Raw genomic sequence first — 14,810 nt, forward strand, 5'->3', positions numbered from 1 at the left:
GGAGCCGATGCGCATGACCACCGAAGAACTCCACCACTCCAGAACCATCCTCCCGGAGACGACGCCTGGCGACGACCCGCTGCTGCGACTGCAAGAAGCGAGCGAACCAGACGACTCCACCTGGACATACACCACCACCCACCCGTGCCCGATCACCATCACCGGCATCACCGTGATGTGCGCGAAGTGCGGCGCCCGCCGCGACTGGATGGTCATCTGCGACCGCCGCAACCAGATCTTCCTCCGCTGCCGCTGCGCCCACGAGTGGCACGAGCCCGAGCTGACCCGCGTCGACTACCAGGCCATGGCAGGCGAAGGCGGCCAGAAATATCCGAGCCTCGACGCAGTCGTACGGGATGCCGGATACGACGGCACGCTGGCCGGCACTTACCTTCCCGCCGATCGGACTCCGTGAGGGTCGGCCCGAGGGCGCTTGGAGCACGACCGACCTCGTGAGCGTGATCTCGTGGCTCGACGCCGGGCGGACCCCGGGCGTGTGAGAGGTCGTTTCATCCTGTTGTTTCATCGCGAGATGCGGCTTTGAGGTGCTGGTGATGAGTCGCGCCAGGAGATGGTGTTCTCCCCGGTGAGGCGGCGGGCCATGAGGTCGGTCATGGCGAGGTGGGTCATGGCCTCGGAGCGATGCGGGCGGGTCTCGTAGTCGAGGGCCAGGCAGCGGTGGAGCATCAGCCAGCCGTAGGTTCGCTTGACCGCCCAGCGCTTCTGGATCTGCGTGAAGCCCCTGCTTCCGGAGTGGCGTTGAGCGATTTCGAGGTCGATGCCGAGAGTGACGGCGTGCTCGATGAAGTGCTGGCGGTAGCCGCCGTCGACCCATTTGGTCGGAGCAGCCTGACCTGATCGAACCCATCGTCGTCACGCCGACCACGGCCTCCCTCACCGAGGCCTCGCTCGTCTGTTCACAGGCAGGGTGACGCCGGCCTCGCGGAGCAGGGCGGTGAGGTCGTCCGGGATTGGCATAGGTGTGGTGAGCCCTGCCCGGGTGCGGCCCGTGTTGCCGTCCGGGTACTTTCCGGCGGCAGATCCGGGGGCGGCTACTGCCAGGCGGACGAACTGGCCGAGGAGTTCGCGTAGGTCACGTTCGCGGACGGCAAGACGGATCATCACCGCGTGGGTCCGGGTATGGGGGCCGGGCCAGGGCTGGGACAAGATGTGGGCCCGCTCGGCGGCCCGCCACCGGCCCTCCGTGGGCCCCGGGCTGCGGGCGGCGGACATCTCGGTGTTGAAGACCTCACGCAGGGCGGGCGGCATCGGGGCGCGGCGGAGCACAGCAGACCTCCAATAGTTCAAGGAGTGCTGAATTCAAGCATTCATGTATCGTCCTGTCCATGCTGACCCTCGCGACTGACCTGGACGCCCTGACCCGCTTCGGCCGGGCCCTGGCCGACCCGATCCGCTGCCGCCTGCTGCTCGCACTGCGCGAGGCTCCGGCTTACCCGTCCGATCTCGCCGACTCGCTTGCCATCTCCCGCACCCGGCTCTCCAACCACCTGGCCTGCCTGCGCGACTGCGGCTTGGTCACCGCCGTCCCCGACGGGCGCCGCACCCGCTACGAACTCGCCGATGCCCGCCTGGGCCACGCACTGGACGACCTGCGCAATGCCGTGATCGCCGTCGAGGCGGACCGCACTTGCCCGGACGCGGAAGCCAAGGGGTGTTGCCCGTGACCGCGATATCCCTCGGCCCTTCCCCGGCACGGCGCGATGCCCTCACCCGCCGGATACGGCTGCTGGTGGCCGCCACGATCACCTACAACGTCATCGAGGCGCTCGTCGCGCTCACGGCAGGGACGCTTGCCTCCTCCACCGCGCTGGTCGGCTTCGGCCTCGACTCCGTCATCGAGGTCTCCTCAGCCGCCGCGGTCGCCTGGCAATTCTCCGCCTCCGACCACGCGATACGAGAGGCCCGCGAGCACCGCACCCTGCGGATCATCGCCGTCTCCTTCTTCGGACTCGCGCTCTACGTGAGCATCGATGCCGTCCGTGCACTGGCCGGCACCGGCGAGGCCGACCGCTCAACCCCCGGCATCGTCATCGCCGCCCTGTCGCTGGCGGTCATGCCGTTTCTGTCCACCGCCCAGCGCCGCGCGGGGCGCGAACTGGGCTCCGCCTCTGCCGTCGCCGACTCCAAACAGACCCTGTTGTGCACCTACCTGTCCGCCGTGCTCCTGGTCGGTCTGATCCTCAACGCCACCCTCGGCTGGTCCTGGGCCGACCCCCTCGCCGCCCTGGTCATTGCCGCCATCGCCGTGAAGGAGGGCCGCGACGCCTGGCAAGGCAAGGGATGCTGCGCGGCCCCGGCCGCCGCCGCGAGCCCCGTAAGGCAGCAGGAAACGAACGCCTGCGGCTGCCACCCCGGCTGCGACTGCTGCAACTGAACACCCACCGAGCTCCGCGGGCACCCAACGGAAATGTGAAACAGGCACTGCGCGGCTGACCTGTCGACGGTCCCCTGGGCTACATCGTCACGGTGACTCCCGCTGCGGGTAGCCGATCACTTGCGAGGGCTGGCTTCTGAGCGCCAGGAGCGCCCCGGCGAAGGACAGGCCCGCTATGGCGAGGAAGAGATGGACGTGTCCCCCAAGAGGGCTGGCGAGGGCGGACGCGATGAAGGGGGCGAGGCCGGTGGCGAGGGTGATGGGGGCGCTGAGGAGTCCTGTGAGGCGGCCGTAGTGGCGAGTGCCCCAGCGGTCTGTGACGGCCGTGGCTTGGAGGAGGGTGAGGTTGCCGCGCACCATCCCTGCGGCCATGGACAGGGCTATGAGTATCGGTAGGGGACCAGGTACGAGTGCGAGAGCTGCGGTGGTGGCGCCTCCGGCCGCGATCAGGATGACCGTGCGCGCGGCGACGCCGGTGCGGCGGGTGAGCGGAGCGTATCCGAGGCGGCCGAGGGTTTGTCCGAGGCCGCCGAGTCCGAGGACCCAGGCCGCTTGGGTCGGTGTGGCGCCGCGCTCGGTCACGAGGGGGACCAGCCCGATGACGACGGCGTAGACGGTGAGCGCGGACAACGTCATCGCCGCGGTGAGCATCAGGAAGGGACCCGTGCGGGCAACGGAGCTGCGGCCGGGCTCGATCGAACCTCCGGTGGAGGGTGTTGGTGCCGAGGGCCAGAACCCGTGCAGGGCCAGAGCGTGGGCGGGGATGGTGACGGCGGCGAGGACGGCGGCTAGTACGAGATACGCGGTCCGCCAGCCCAGGTGTTGGGCGAGGGCCGCGGACAGCGGGGCGAACAGCGTGCTGGCGAGCCCGCCGACGAGGGTGACGATCGTCAGGGCGCGCACGCTGTCGGGCCCCCACCAGCGAGTGAGGGCCGCGAACGCGGGCGGGTAGAAGGTGGCGGCCATCGCGACGCCCGCGCACAACCAGGCCGCGACGAAGACCACGAGGTTCTGGGCGGTGGCGATGGCCAGCACGCAGGCCGCGCCGAGGACGGACCCGGTGGTCATGACCGCGCGGGGGTCGTGCCGGTCGAGGACGCGGCCTATCGGTATACCCGCCAGAGCGGAGATGAGCGGTGCGGCGGAGAAGGCGCCGGTGGCGGCATTCGTGGACCAGCCGGTGTCCTTGCTCAGGTGCGGCAGGAGCACGGGAAGGCGTAGTAGAGGATGCCCCAGCTCGTGATCTGGGTGACGCACAAGGCGGGAAGTGCGGCGCGGGGCCGCGACTCGATGCGGTTCTCGGCTCTGGTCGCGGCCTGCGTGCCTGGCTCCTGTCGCGGCATGCCGGACCGGTCAGCAGCCGCCACCCGTCGCGGCGACGGGGGCACCGATCTGGAGGGTTGTCGGGGCGGCACAGCAGCCTCCACCCTCGGTCTGGGAGGTGTCGGGCTCGTCGAAGAGTCCGGAGCCGCCACACACCCCCGTCTCTGCCAGGATCAACTCGACGCGGGCAGCGGCCTCGTGGTCCCCTGCGAGCGCCGCAGCCACCGAGCGGGCCTGCTCATAGCCGGTCATGGCGAGGAACGTGGGGGCGCGGCCGTAGCTCTTCATGCCCAGCAGGTACACGTCCGGCTCAGGGTGGGACAGCTCCTTCGCACCGTGGGGGTAGACGGTGCCGCAGGAGTGGACGTTGGGGTCGATGAGCGGTGCCACCTCGACAGGCGCCTGGAGTCGTTCGTCCAGTCCGAGGTGGAGTTCGTTCAGGAAGGACAGATCGGGGCGGAGGCCGGTGAGCACGATTACCTCGTCGACGGGGTCGAGGCGTCGGCCGTCCTCGGCGACCAGGACGAGCTGGTCCCCGTCGCGCTCGACGGCCTGGGCGCGGAAGCTGGTGGTGGCGGTGGCGTGTCCGGCCTCGACGGCGGCCTTCGCGCGCAGGCCCAGTGCGCCACGTGCGGGGAGCTGGTCGGCCTCCCCGCCGCCGAAGGTGTCGCCGCCGAGGCCCCGCCGCAGCACCCAGACCGCGTGCGTGCCGGGCTCATCCTCCGCGAGCGTGGCGAGGGCGGCGAGCACGGTGAAGGCGGAGGCGCCGGAACCGACGACGGCCGTGCGCTTGCCCGCGTATCGGGCGCGTACGGCAGGGTCGTTGAGGTCCGGAACGCGGTAGGTGAGCCGGTCGGCGGCGGCACGTTCGCCGAGCGCCGGGAGGCCGTTGCCGCCGAGCGGGCTGGGCGTGCTCCAGGTGCCGGAGGCGTCGATCACGGCGCGTGCCAGAACGCGCCCCTCGGTGCCGTCGCGGCCGGTCAGGTGCAGAACGAAGGGCTGTTCCTCGCGTCCGCTGTCCACGACACGGTCGCGTCCGGTCCGGGAGACGCCGGTGACGCGGGCGTCGTAGTGCACACGCTCGCCGAGCGTGTCGGCGAGCGGCTGGAGGTAGCGCGCGGCCCAGTCAGAGCCGGAGGGGTAGGAGCTTCCTTCGGGGCGCTCCCAGCCGGTGGGGGCGAGGAGCTTCTCGGCGGCCGGCGCGATGACCTCGTCCCAGGTGGAGAAGAGCCGCACGTGCCCCCACTCCCGTACTGCCGTACCCGCCACGGGACCGGCTTCCAGGACCAGCGGCTCGATGCCGCGTTCCAGCAGGTACGCGGCCGTGGCCAGGCCGATCGGTCCTGCGCCGATCACGGCGACGGGAAGGGCGGGGTGCTGCTCGGACATGGGGAGTCCCCCTCATTGCTGATTCGAGATTCATCGATGTAGCGAGATGGAGTCTGGCACTTTGCATCGACGAGTGTCAATATTGAGGCATGTCGAAGCTGAAGGACCGAGCGGCGGCCGAGCCGGACCGCGTAGAAGGCGTAGTGCCCTGTTGCCCGCCGCTGAACTCCCCGGACATCTCCCGGGAGGACGCGGAGACGATGGCGGCGATGTTCAAGGCCCTCGGGGAACCGATCCGGGTGCTGCTCTTCTCCCGGGTCGCCTCGCACCCGGACGGCGAGGTGTGCGTGTGCGACCTCGGTGACCTGGGGGTTGGCCAGCCCACCGTCTCCCACCACCTGAAGAAGCTCCGTGACGCGGGCCTCGTCGTCTCCGAGCGGCGCGGGACGTGGGTCTACTACCGCGTGGCTCCCGGGGTTCTGTTGCGGATGGGTGCGATCACGCGCTGAGCGTGGCTCCGCGGTCGGGGTGTCACTCCGCCAGGATGATCGGCCGCTGCGTCTCTTCGAGTTCGCGCAGCAGGCCGACGGCGAGCATCACGGCGGCCAGCGCGTTGGCCTTGGTGTACTGCGTGGGGCCGACTGCGTGGGACGTCGCGTGCCGGGAATAGTGCTCGGGGACCGGATCCGGAGGCCCGTCGAAGTTGACGCAGGCGGCATGGACGCTGGTGTGGATGCAGTAGGACCGGAACTGGCCGATTGCGGTGCCCAGGGCGGCCTTCGGCATCCCCTTCTTGACGCTCCCGTACGTGATCCTCTTCCCGTTCCGCAGCGCGGGGTCCGCTCGGGCGACGGCGCGCAAGGTGGTGTCCCACACGGAGGTAGACAGGGCCTGCGCGGCAGCGCAGCGGCCTTCGGCGATCAAGGCCAGGCAGTCGTTCACATGTGCGGCGTGAGCGGTCAGGTCTGTCCGGGTGATCGCCTTGATGGCGCTGCGGCAGTCCTCAATGACGGTGGCGGCGCGCTCTTCGAGGACGGTGCGCCGGGCGGCGGCATCCTCCTCGGCGGCCAGCTCGCGGATGACCTCGGCAGACGGTACCCAGGCCAGTGGTATGCCGTCCTCCAGGATCCGCAGGACCGCATCGAAGTCGAGATCTTCGCCCCGCCAGTTGCGCGGGAGCAGCAGCTCCATCCGCTCGGTGAGGGCGGACCATCGGCTGTTCAGCTTCCGGGCGAAATCGAAGGCGCCGCTCCTCCCCATCGGCGCACCGGGCATCAGGTGACGGAGGTCCAGGCCGTGCAGAGGGCCGCGGAAGGTCTCCTGAGCACCGGAGTGGCGCATGAACTCCTCGGCGGCGGACGTGAAGCGTGTCCCCAGCAGTGCCCCGCTGGTGAGGTTGAAGGCGGGAGTGAGCGACTTCCGGAGCTTGGCGTGAGCGGTCCCGAACGTGGAGATGGCCGCAGCCTGACGCATGGCCATCCCGACGGCGCTGCCTCCGGCGACTCGGAAGCCGGTGGTGGCGAAGGAGTCCGTGAGCCCTGTGGCGCCGTGCCCGGGGTGGCGCCTCCTGGAGCCGGAGGCGGGAGCCGGTTCGGCAGGGGCTTCCGGCTCCTCGGGGAGTTCGTCGTCCTGCGGCTGTTCACCTGTCATGGCAGAGCGCTCCCACTTCTTCAGTGACGTGATGATATGTCCGCAGTCCCGCATGTGTTCCAGGATTTGCGTAAGTTCCGGACGGGTGAGAGGTATTCCGGGATGAGCGCGCGGGCAGCCGCTGTGTGGACGTCCGTATAAGGGTGGGGCGCTTCTATCGCCAAGCCCGTTCATCGTCTATCGTCGATGAACGATGAAAGCTGTCGAGCCTCTGGACCGTCCCACCGCCGAGGAGTACGCCTCCTGGTTCAAGGCGTTGGCCGATGCCACCCGAATCCAGATCGTCTCGCTGCTTGCCCGGCTCGGGCGGGAGATGACCGTCGGAGAGATCGTCGAGGCCGTGGGGGTGGGGCAGTCGACCATCTCCCAGCACCTCAAACAGCTCGCCGCGGTCGGTTTCGTCCGTGTGGAGCGGGTGCGGACGGCCAGCTACTTCCGGATCAACGAGGAGTGCGTGAGCTGTTTCCCCTCCGCCGCCGACGTCGTGATGGGCCGCCCCGCACCCGTACGGCCGGGCGCCGAATCCGATAAGGAGTGATCCCCATGCCTCAGCACGAGTCCAGCGGTACCCCGCATGCGGAAGAAGTCACGGCTCGCTACGGCGCGCTGGCCGAGGCGGCGCGGGCCGGCGAGGCGGTCGTGGACTGCGGCGAGGAAGCTTTTGCCGCAGGCCGGTTTGGGGTCGCGGGATACGAGGGGGACGAGGGCGTTGGCGTGTTGCCGGAGGGGGCGGTGCGGGCCAGTTTGGGGTGTGGAAATCCGGTGGCGGTGGCCGAACTGGTGCCGGGGGAGCGGGTGCTGGATCTGGGTTCGGGTGGCGGGATCGATGTGCTGCTCTCGGCTCGCCGGGTCGCGCCGGGCGGACTCGCCTACGGGGTGGACGCCACCCCGGGGATGGTCGCTCTGGCTCAGGAGCACGCACGGGAGGCCGGGGTGGACAACGTCCGCTTCCTGCACGGCCGGATCGAACAGATCCCGCTGCCGGACGGGCATGTGGACGTCGTGCTCTCCAACTGCGTGATCAGCCTGTCCGCCGACAAGCCCCGCGTGCTGGCAGAGGCGTACCGGGTGTTGCGCTCCGGAGGCCGCTTCGGCATCAGTGACGTCCTCGCCCACCCCGGACTCGACCCCGAGGAGCGGGAAGAGGCCGAACGGAGAGTCGGGTGCACCGGGGGCACACTGACGGCGGATGAGTATCGCGCTCAGCTTCTGGCGGCGGGCTTCACCGACATCCGCATCACGCCGACCGCCGAGGCCGGCGCAGGGCTGCACTCCGCGCTCGTTCGGGCGGACAAGCCCCCGGCCCCCGACGGCTTCACCCTGCGGCCGATGCGGGAGAGAGATGCCGGGCGGGTGCTGGAGCTGTACCGGGCGGGGATCGAGGAGGGCCAGGCGACCTTCGAGACCGAGCCGCCGAGCTGGGAGGCGTTCGATACGGGCAAGCTGGCGCTGCACCGGTACGTCGCCGTCGAAGAGGCCAGCGGGGAGGTGGTCGGCTGGGTCGCCGCGGGGCCCACGTCCTCGCGTGCGGTGTACGCCGGGGTGGCCGAGCACTCCGTCTACGTCGCGCCCGAAGAGCGCAGCAAGGGGGTGGCTCGGGCGCTGGTCGAGGCGCTGGTGGCCTCGACCGAGGCGGCCGGGATCTGGACGGTGCAGTCCAGCGTCTTCCCGGAGAACACCGCGAGCCTCGCGCTGCACGAGCGGGCCGGATTCCGGCAGGTCGGCCGCCGGGAGCGGATCGCGCAGCACCACGGGGTGTGGCGGGACACGGTGCTCATCGAACGCCGCAGCCCGTTGGTCGACTGAGCCGCGGCCCGCCCCTCACGACAGCAGAGCGGCAATCTCGCGTACGGCGTCGCGCGCCGGGCGGCCGACGCCGATGAGGGTGGCGGAGGCCGGTCCGGTCCAGTCGCCGTAACCGAGCAGGTGCAGGCGGGGCTCGTCCAGTGCGCGGGTGCCCTCGGTTGGGATGCGGCCTCCGCTGCTTCGGAGTCCGAGCGGGGTGAGGTGGGCGAGGGCGGGGCGGAAGCCGGTGGCCCAGATGACCGCGTCCACTTCCTGGCGGGAGCCGTCCGTCCAGACGGGCCCGCTCGTGTCGCGGCGGGCGAACATCGGTCGCGCGGCGAGCAGTCCGCGATCCCGCTCTTCTCGTACGGGTGGGACGACGACGATGTCGCCGAGCGCGGCGACTCCGCCGGTGTCGGTGCGGCCGGCCTCCAGAGCGCGGCGCCGGGCGGTCGCGGCGTCGAAGAGGGCTCGGCCGTCGATGTCGTCGGGCAGCCAGCGTGGCGGGCGACGGGTCACCCACGTCAGGTCGATATCTTCGGGCGCGGCGAGGTCGGCGGCGATCTGCGCGCCGGAGTTGCCGCCGCCGACCACGACCACGCGCTGTCCGGAGAAGTCCTTGGGACTGCGGTAGTCGGCGGTGTGCAACTGCCGCCCCGCGAAGACACGTTGGCCGGGCACGGTGGGCCAGAACGGGCGCCACCAGGTGCCTGTCGCGCTGATGACCGTACGGGCGTACCAGTTATCCGAGTCGTTCTCGACGCGGAGCAGTTCACCCTCGTCATGGACGCCGCGCACCGTGACCGGACGGTGGACGGGCAGCTCGTAGCGCTGTTCGTAGGCGGCCAGGTAGCGCACCGCGTGGGCGGCCTGCGGGTAGGGCTGATCCGGTTGGACGGGCATGGGGCGGCCGGGCAGCGAGGAGTAGGCGGCGGGGGAGAAGAGGTGCAGCGAGTCCCACATGTGTTGCCACGCGCCGCCGGTCCGCTCCTGCGCGTCCAGGACCGCGAAGTCGAGTCCGGCGCGGCGGAGGTGGTAACCGGCGGCGAGCCCTGCCTGGCCGCCGCCGATCACCACCACGTCGCGAACGGTCCCGCTCATGAGGAGACGGCGCCCGGTACCGGCGCGTGGGCAGCCGCGCATGCCGCGCACTGCACCTTGCGCACCTCGGCCTCGTTCGGCGTGCCGAAGATCGGCCCGCGCCGGATGCGGCGGGTGCCGATCACGGCGTGTTCCTCGCACACGGCGGCGCCGCAGGTCTGGCACACCGCGACCGCTGCTTGTTCGCGCTGGTGCTGATGGCACTCAAGGCACTGCACGGGGATCAGCGCTCCTCTCGTGAGGCGGGCGAGGCGGTGGTGGTCGCTGCCTGGGGGGGCGAACTTGCGGCGCCAGGCGAGGGAGACGTACACGAGGGCGATGAGGACGGGGACCTCGATCAGCGGGCCGACGACTCCGGAGAGGGCTTGGCCGCTGGTGACGCCGAAGGTGGCGATGGCTACGGCGATGGCGAGTTCGAAGTTGTTGCCTGCGGCGGTGAAGGCGAGGGTGGCGGTGCGGTCGTAGGCCAGCCCGATCGCCTTGCCCAGGGCGAAGGTGCCGAACCACATGACGGCGAAGTACACCAGCAGCGGCAGCGCGATCCGCACGACATCGAGCGGCTGCGAGGTGATCGTCTTTCCCTGGAGAGCGAAGAGGATGACGATGGTGAACAGCAATCCGTAGAGCGCGAACGGGCCGATCTTCGGGAGGAAGCGGTTCTCGTAGCGCTCGGTACCCATCTTCTTCTCGCCGAGGCGGCGGGTGAGGTATCCGGCGAGGAGGGGGATGCCGAGGAAGATGACGACGTTCAGCGCGATCTTCCACATGGAGATGTCCAGGTGCTGCCCCTCGCCCAGGCCCAGCCAGTTCGGCAGCAGGTCGAGGTAGAACCAGCCCAGCAGCCCGAATGCGATCACCTGGAAGACGGAGTTGAGGGCCACGAGGACGGCGGCGGCCTCGCGGTCGCCGCAGGCCAGGTCGTTCCAGATGATGACCATGGCAATGCAGCGGGCGAGCCCGACGATGATCAGTCCGGTGCGGTACTCCGGGAGGTCGGGCAGGAAGATCCAGGCCAACGCGAACATCACCGCCGGGCCCAGGACCCAGTTGATGACCAGCGAGGAGACCATCAGTTTCCGGTCGCCGGTGACGGTGTCGAGCTTGTTGTAGCGGACCTTGGCCAGCACCGGATACATCATGATCAGCAGGCCGAGCGCGATCGGCAGCGAGACCCCGCCGATCTCGACCTTGGACAGGACGTCGTTCAGCCCGGGAATCATCCGGCCGAGACCGAGGCCGACGGCCATCGCCGCCAGAATCCATACGGCGAGGTAGCGGTCGAGGGTGGAGAGCTGCTTCGAGACGCTGGACCCTTCGCCGGATCCAGCAGCCGGGCTGCGGGTCGTGCCGGCACTGGTATCCGTGGTGGGTTCCGTCTGACTCACGGGCAGGGCCTCTTCCTGTCGGTGGCGACAGTGATGCGCGCGGTCTCTGCCAGCTCCGTGAAGGCTCCGGCGAGCGAGGTCAGCACCTCGGGGCGGAGCTTGTAGTACGTGAACCGGCCGCACGGCTCGGTATCCACGACGCCCGCCTCGCGCAGCACCCGCAGGTGGTTGGAGAGGTTGGTCTGCCGGGCGCCGGTCTCCTCCACCAGGTGGGTGGTGCAGAGGGTCTCGCGGGCGAGCAGGGTCACGATCTCGTACCGCAGCGGGTCCGCGACCACCCGGATCAGGTCCGCGCCCTCGGGTGCCGGACTTACATCAGTCTTGGCTGACATCATCATGCACTGATATTCTCACATCACCAAGGAATGATGCCAGCGGGTGCTGATGTCAGCGTCAGTGCGTGGTCCGCAGGTATCCATAGCGAAAGAGACGCCATGCCCGACAAGCCCTCCGTCCTGTTCGTCTGTGTCCACAACGCCGGCCGCTCCCAGATGGCCGCCGCCTGGCTTACCCACCTCGCGGGGGACCGCGTCGAGGTCCGCTCGGCGGGCTCGGCTCCGGCGGACACGGTCAACCGCGCCGTGGTCGAGGCGATGCGCGAGGTCGGCATCGACATCGCCACCGAGACCCCCAAGGTGCTGACCGCCGACACGGTCCGGGCGTCCGACGTCGTGATCACCATGGGTTGCGGAGACGCCTGCCCCGTCTTCCCCGGCAAGCGCTACCTGGACTGGAAGCTCGACGACCCGGCCGGGGAGGGAGTCGAAGCAGTACGGCCCATCCGCGACGAGATCAAGACCCTCATCGAGACGCTGATCAGCGAGATCGCCCCCGAAGCCTCGGGGGCCACGAAGTGACCGCCCCAGGCCGGTGCTCTGGTGTCCGCGATGCCTTCTCCCGTAGTGCTCAACGGCCTTGCCGGTGCAGTTTCCTCACGACGTACGCTGCGTCGCGCCCCACTCCCCGCACCGACGCGGAGGCGTTGGTGCGCTGATATTCGAGTCCCACATAGCCGAGCCCCCGTACGGCCGTGGAGATCCCGGCCCGCTGCAACGGGAAGCCCTCGGTGTCCAGTGCGCCCGCCCCGGCCAGGTAGCGCATGTCGGGTCGGTAGCCGGTGGCCAGGACGACCGTGTCGAGGTTCTCGCGCATCCCGTCCTGCCACTCGACGCTGTCCTCGTGGAGCCGGGTGAAGATCTTGCGGTGGTCGGGGTTTCCGGACTCCAGCGCCGCGCGATACCGCCCGTCGTCAATGATCGGCATCGACTTGCCGCCCAGCCACCGCCCGATCGGCGCGGAGTCGATCCCCGTCCGTGTCAGCCACCAGTGCAGATCCTGCCCCGCGATCCGTTGTGCCTGCCACCGCAGCGGCGCCCGGCTGGCCAGAGTCACCCGCGCCACCCCGGCGAGATCGGCGGCGATCTGCATCGCGGAGTTCCCGCCCCCGACCACCACCACGCGCTGCCCCTGGAACGCTCCCGGCGCCCGGTACTCGCATGCGTGCAGCACGGTGCCCGCGAACTCCCCGAGTCCGGGCAGCTCGGGCCGGTAGGGGTTCCCGAAGTACCCATTCGCCGCGATCACCGCCGACGCTTCGTACTCTGTGCCGTCCTCTGTCCGCGCTGCGAACCCGCCGTCGGGTGCCATCGCCACCGCCTCCACCCGCTGTCCGTAGCGCACAACGGCATCGAAGCGTTGCGCGTACGACCGCAGGTAGTCCACCACCTCGTCCCGCCGCGGATACTGCTCCCCGTTCCCCGGGAACCGTGCTCCGGGCAGCGTGGAGAACCGTGCTGGTGAGAAGAGGGCCAGGCTGTCGTAGTAGTGCGGCCAGGAGCCCACAGCCTCCTCGGAGGCTTCCAGGACGAGGAATGGCAGGTGCGCCGTGCGCAGCGCGTGGGCGGTGGCCAGGCCGGATTGGCCACCACCGATGACGATCACTGGGCGTTGCGTATTCAGCATGACCTCAGTGTATGCACGTATATCGAAATAGCAATATGAAGGCGTGAGGCTAGGCTCGGACCAGAGGAGAGCGGAGAGACGGGAGCGGAAGATGGCGGCAGAAGGCACTCGGCCCGACAGCGCTGATCAGGTACCGGAGCTGCGCACGGCCACCCACGACTTCCTCAAGGCTCTCGCCAACCCGACCCGTCAGCGGGTGATGCTCCTGTTCGCCCGGGGGGCCGAACTCTCCGTCAACGAGGTCGCCGAGCGGGCCGGCATCGGTCAGCCCACCGCCTCTCAGCAACTCGCTGTCCTCCGCCGGGGCGGCATCCTCACCTCCCGGCGTATCGGCAAAGTCGTCCTCTACCGCAGCGACAAGGAAGGTGTCTCCGCCGCCCTCACCGACCTCCAGGACTATCTCCGGGTCTGTTGCTGACCGAGGCTGTCGCGAGGGCTGGGGCGGTGATCAGTGTGCGTCGAGCAGGTGGTTGGCGAGTCGGAGTGCGTCCTTCGCCAGTGACATCGCCGCGTGAAGGCCAAGGACTTCGTGCAGGGTGGGATGGACGACGCGTATCCAGTCGCCGCGCAGGTTCGGCCAGAGGGCCAGCGTGACCTCACCGTTGGCGAGGCCGAGTTGGGCCGAGGTGTCCGTAGCGCCGTTGGATGTCGAGTGCCAGCTCAGCAGTACGACGCCATCAGGAACCTTGGCTCCGTGCCGGGACCAGGAAACCGGGACAGACGCCCCCACATCGGCGGGGACGTGCGTCACAAGAGCGCCCCGCGCCCATGCGGGCATGGGGCGCGGGACAGTGTCGGCAAGGGTGGTGCAGTCCTCTGTGGGCGGGTTTGGGCGCGGCGTATGCGACGGCCGGGCAGGGCACGTCATGCGTGCTCCGGAACGACGAATTCGGCTCGCCAGGAGCGTTGTTCGCGGCGGCGGGCGATGCGTCGCCTGCGCTTCTGTTCGGCGGAGCGCGTACGGGTGCCGTTCTCGTCCGGGTAGTAGTAGCAGGTGCAGCCTTGGCCTGCGCGGACGCAGGGGCCCGCATGGCCGGGGACGGTCTTGCCGAGCATGGCGCTCACGGGACCTCCTTGTCCGTTGACGAGTTGACGGTGCCCCCCCCAAGTGCCCGCGACGCGGCGGGAAGGTCAGCCGCGTCACGGACGCCGGAGAAGATTCAGGACCAGTCCAGTTCGGTGTGGACCGCCGGGGGGAGATAGCCCTCCTGGCCGTTCTCCGCGATGTAGACGACGGTGGCGGGCCCGTCGGGCACGGTGATGACCTGGCTGATGCGGTGGGCGAAGGGCCAGTCGGGGTTGATGGCGAGGAAGACCGGCTGGTCGTGGTCGAGGGTCTGCAACTGGTGGATCAGTTGTCCGACCGTGAGCGTGCGGGACACGAGACCTCCGTGGTGTGGGAGTAAGCGCGGGCTGGCCGTGCCGTGAGTGTCAGATGCAGTCGCAGTACCGGCCGGGGTAGGCGATGAGCGCGGCGAGGAATCCGGCGATGGCGTGGGCGGGGACATCGTGGTCGAAGGTGGTGCTCCAGGCGCGGCGGCCGTCGGGGCCGTGGACGCTGATGTGCCACAGCTCGCCGAAGGCGGCCTCGGGGCTCTCGGGCAGGAACCCGACGAAGACGCGGCGGTCCGGGCTGGCACAGTAGACGTTGGCCTCGGGGTCGTCGACCGTGGTCCAGCCGCAGTTGTCCAGCAGCCGCAGGACGGGGTCCGCGCAGTGGCATTCGAGCAGCCACTCGCGATCGGCGGAGTCGGGTCGAGCCGGTGTAAGTGCGTTGGACGTCACGAGGAATCCCTTCGTTGACCTGCCGGTTTTCGAGCCGTCCGTACGTTGACTTGGAATCGGGCCGTCATTCCAGTCCGTGGGCCGGGCTGGTGTCT

19 protein-coding genes and 4 pseudogenes are annotated in these 14,810 nt (G+C 69.7%); 9 read left to right on the forward strand and 14 right to left on the reverse strand.

Features of this window, described 5'->3' with window-relative positions; all coding sequences use genetic code 11:
- Positions 1-13: 13 nt before the first annotated feature.
- Positions 14-415 (forward strand): hypothetical protein, encoded by a 402-nt coding sequence (locus OHB04_RS38845; protein WP_326692319.1) that lies wholly within the window; start codon positions 14-16, stop codon positions 413-415.
- A 107-nt stretch (positions 416-522) separates the two neighbouring features.
- On the opposite strand, the pseudogene OHB04_RS38850 reads toward OHB04_RS38845, so the two are convergent.
- Positions 523-834 (reverse strand): annotated as a pseudogene (locus tag OHB04_RS38850) (IS5 family transposase); the annotation flags it as partial.
- A gap of 60 nt (positions 835-894) precedes the next feature.
- Positions 895-1,287, reverse strand: coding sequence for a DUF3703 domain-containing protein (locus tag OHB04_RS38855; RefSeq protein WP_326692320.1), 393 nt, complete (start codon positions 1,285-1,287; stop codon positions 895-897).
- 59 nt (positions 1,288-1,346) lie between these two features.
- Between OHB04_RS38855 and OHB04_RS38860 the strand changes: the two genes are divergently transcribed.
- Together OHB04_RS38860 and OHB04_RS38865 are read left to right on the forward strand one after the other, a co-directional pair.
- Positions 1,347-1,685 (forward strand): ArsR/SmtB family transcription factor, encoded by a 339-nt coding sequence (locus OHB04_RS38860; RefSeq protein ID WP_326692321.1) that lies wholly within the window; start codon positions 1,347-1,349, stop codon positions 1,683-1,685.
- On the forward strand, positions 1,682-2,395 hold the full coding sequence (locus OHB04_RS38865; protein WP_326692322.1) for a cation transporter: 714 nt from the start codon (positions 1,682-1,684) through the stop codon (positions 2,393-2,395). Before OHB04_RS38860 ends, OHB04_RS38865 begins: the two co-directional genes overlap by 4 nt.
- An 87-nt stretch (positions 2,396-2,482) precedes the next feature.
- Here OHB04_RS38865 and OHB04_RS38870 read toward each other — a convergent pair.
- Together OHB04_RS38870 and OHB04_RS38875 are read right to left on the reverse strand one after the other, a co-directional pair.
- A pseudogene (locus OHB04_RS38870) lies at positions 2,483-3,738 on the reverse strand (MFS transporter).
- Positions 3,739-3,748: 10 nt separating this feature from the next.
- Positions 3,749-5,107 (reverse strand): FAD-dependent oxidoreductase, encoded by a 1,359-nt coding sequence (locus OHB04_RS38875; protein ID WP_326692323.1) that lies wholly within the window; start codon positions 5,105-5,107, stop codon positions 3,749-3,751.
- A gap of 89 nt (positions 5,108-5,196) precedes the next feature.
- Here OHB04_RS38875 and OHB04_RS38880 point away from each other — a divergent pair, with 89 nt between their 5' ends.
- Positions 5,197-5,556 carry an ArsR/SmtB family transcription factor gene (locus OHB04_RS38880; RefSeq protein ID WP_326692324.1) on the forward strand — a complete coding sequence of 120 codons (360 nt, stop codon included), beginning with the start codon at positions 5,197-5,199 and terminating at the stop codon, positions 5,554-5,556.
- A 22-nt stretch (positions 5,557-5,578) separates the two neighbouring features.
- Here OHB04_RS38880 and OHB04_RS38885 read toward each other — a convergent pair whose 3' ends face one another.
- The gene (locus OHB04_RS38885; RefSeq protein WP_326692325.1) at positions 5,579-6,697 is read right to left on the reverse strand and encodes a hypothetical protein; all 1,119 of its coding nucleotides are present in this window, start codon (positions 6,695-6,697) and stop codon (positions 5,579-5,581) included.
- A 193-nt stretch (positions 6,698-6,890) separates the two neighbouring features.
- Here OHB04_RS38885 and OHB04_RS38890 point away from each other — a divergent pair, with 193 nt between their 5' ends.
- The 3 genes and pseudogenes from OHB04_RS38890 to OHB04_RS38900 all read left to right on the forward strand — a co-directional run bounded on the left by OHB04_RS38890 (position 6,891) and on the right by OHB04_RS38900 (position 8,503).
- A complete protein-coding gene (locus OHB04_RS38890; protein ID WP_326692326.1) occupies positions 6,891-7,235 on the forward strand; it encodes an ArsR/SmtB family transcription factor in 345 nt (114 codons plus the stop codon).
- Between the two features lie 5 nt (positions 7,236-7,240).
- Positions 7,241-7,915: pseudogene (locus tag OHB04_RS38895) on the forward strand (methyltransferase domain-containing protein); the annotation flags it as partial.
- A gap of 111 nt (positions 7,916-8,026) precedes the next feature.
- Positions 8,027-8,503 (forward strand): GNAT family N-acetyltransferase, encoded by a 477-nt coding sequence (locus OHB04_RS38900; protein WP_326693111.1) that lies wholly within the window; start codon positions 8,027-8,029, stop codon positions 8,501-8,503.
- Between the two features lie 15 nt (positions 8,504-8,518).
- On the opposite strand, the gene OHB04_RS38905 is transcribed toward OHB04_RS38900, so the two are convergent.
- From OHB04_RS38905 to OHB04_RS38920, 4 genes and pseudogenes are all read right to left on the reverse strand, one after another.
- Positions 8,519-9,583, reverse strand: coding sequence for an ArsO family NAD(P)H-dependent flavin-containing monooxygenase (locus OHB04_RS38905; RefSeq protein ID WP_326692327.1), 1,065 nt, complete (start codon positions 9,581-9,583; stop codon positions 8,519-8,521).
- On the reverse strand, positions 9,580-9,801 hold the full coding sequence (locus OHB04_RS38910; protein WP_326693112.1) for a DUF2180 family protein: 222 nt from the start codon (positions 9,799-9,801) through the stop codon (positions 9,580-9,582). The genes OHB04_RS38905 and OHB04_RS38910 overlap by 4 nt, the downstream gene beginning before the upstream one ends.
- A gap of 54 nt (positions 9,802-9,855) precedes the next feature.
- Positions 9,856-10,968 (reverse strand): annotated as a pseudogene (gene arsB, locus OHB04_RS38915) (ACR3 family arsenite efflux transporter); the annotation flags it as partial.
- Positions 10,965-11,306: an ArsR/SmtB family transcription factor gene (locus OHB04_RS38920; RefSeq protein WP_405802671.1), complete on the reverse strand. Its 342-nt coding sequence runs from the start codon at positions 11,304-11,306 to the stop codon at positions 10,965-10,967. The pseudogene arsB and the gene OHB04_RS38920, both read right to left, overlap by 4 nt.
- Positions 11,307-11,402: 96 nt before the next feature.
- On the opposite strand from OHB04_RS38920, the gene OHB04_RS38925 reads away from it, so the two are divergent.
- A complete protein-coding gene (locus OHB04_RS38925) occupies positions 11,403-11,825 on the forward strand; it encodes an arsenate reductase ArsC (RefSeq protein WP_326692328.1) in 423 nt (140 codons plus the stop codon).
- 49 nt (positions 11,826-11,874) lie between these two features.
- Here OHB04_RS38925 and OHB04_RS38930 read toward each other — a convergent pair whose 3' ends face one another.
- Complete coding sequence (locus OHB04_RS38930; protein WP_326692329.1) at positions 11,875-12,930, reverse strand: flavin-containing monooxygenase; 1,056 nt, start codon at positions 12,928-12,930, stop codon at positions 11,875-11,877.
- 91 nt (positions 12,931-13,021) lie between these two features.
- On the opposite strand from OHB04_RS38930, the gene OHB04_RS38935 reads away from it, so the two are divergent.
- Positions 13,022-13,348, forward strand: a complete 327-nt coding sequence (locus OHB04_RS38935) for an ArsR/SmtB family transcription factor (protein WP_326692330.1) — start codon at positions 13,022-13,024, stop codon at positions 13,346-13,348.
- A 30-nt stretch (positions 13,349-13,378) separates the two neighbouring features.
- On the opposite strand, the gene OHB04_RS38940 is transcribed toward OHB04_RS38935, so the two are convergent.
- The 4 genes from OHB04_RS38940 to OHB04_RS38955 all read right to left on the reverse strand — a co-directional run bounded on the left by OHB04_RS38940 (position 13,379) and on the right by OHB04_RS38955 (position 14,715).
- A complete protein-coding gene (locus tag OHB04_RS38940; protein ID WP_326692331.1) occupies positions 13,379-13,708 on the reverse strand; it encodes an esterase in 330 nt (109 codons plus the stop codon).
- A gap of 86 nt (positions 13,709-13,794) precedes the next feature.
- The gene (locus tag OHB04_RS38945) at positions 13,795-13,995 is read right to left on the reverse strand and encodes a hypothetical protein (protein ID WP_326692332.1); all 201 of its coding nucleotides are present in this window, start codon (positions 13,993-13,995) and stop codon (positions 13,795-13,797) included.
- A gap of 95 nt (positions 13,996-14,090) precedes the next feature.
- On the reverse strand, positions 14,091-14,312 hold the full coding sequence (locus tag OHB04_RS38950; protein WP_326692333.1) for a hypothetical protein: 222 nt from the start codon (positions 14,310-14,312) through the stop codon (positions 14,091-14,093).
- A 49-nt stretch (positions 14,313-14,361) separates the two neighbouring features.
- Complete coding sequence (locus OHB04_RS38955; RefSeq protein ID WP_326692334.1) at positions 14,362-14,715, reverse strand: DUF317 domain-containing protein; 354 nt, start codon at positions 14,713-14,715, stop codon at positions 14,362-14,364.
- Positions 14,716-14,810: the final 95 nt, after the last annotated feature.

Origin of the sequence: Streptomyces sp. NBC_01775 (assembly GCF_035917675.1) — a bacterium.
GTDB lineage: Bacteria > Actinomycetota > Actinomycetes > Streptomycetales > Streptomycetaceae > Streptomyces.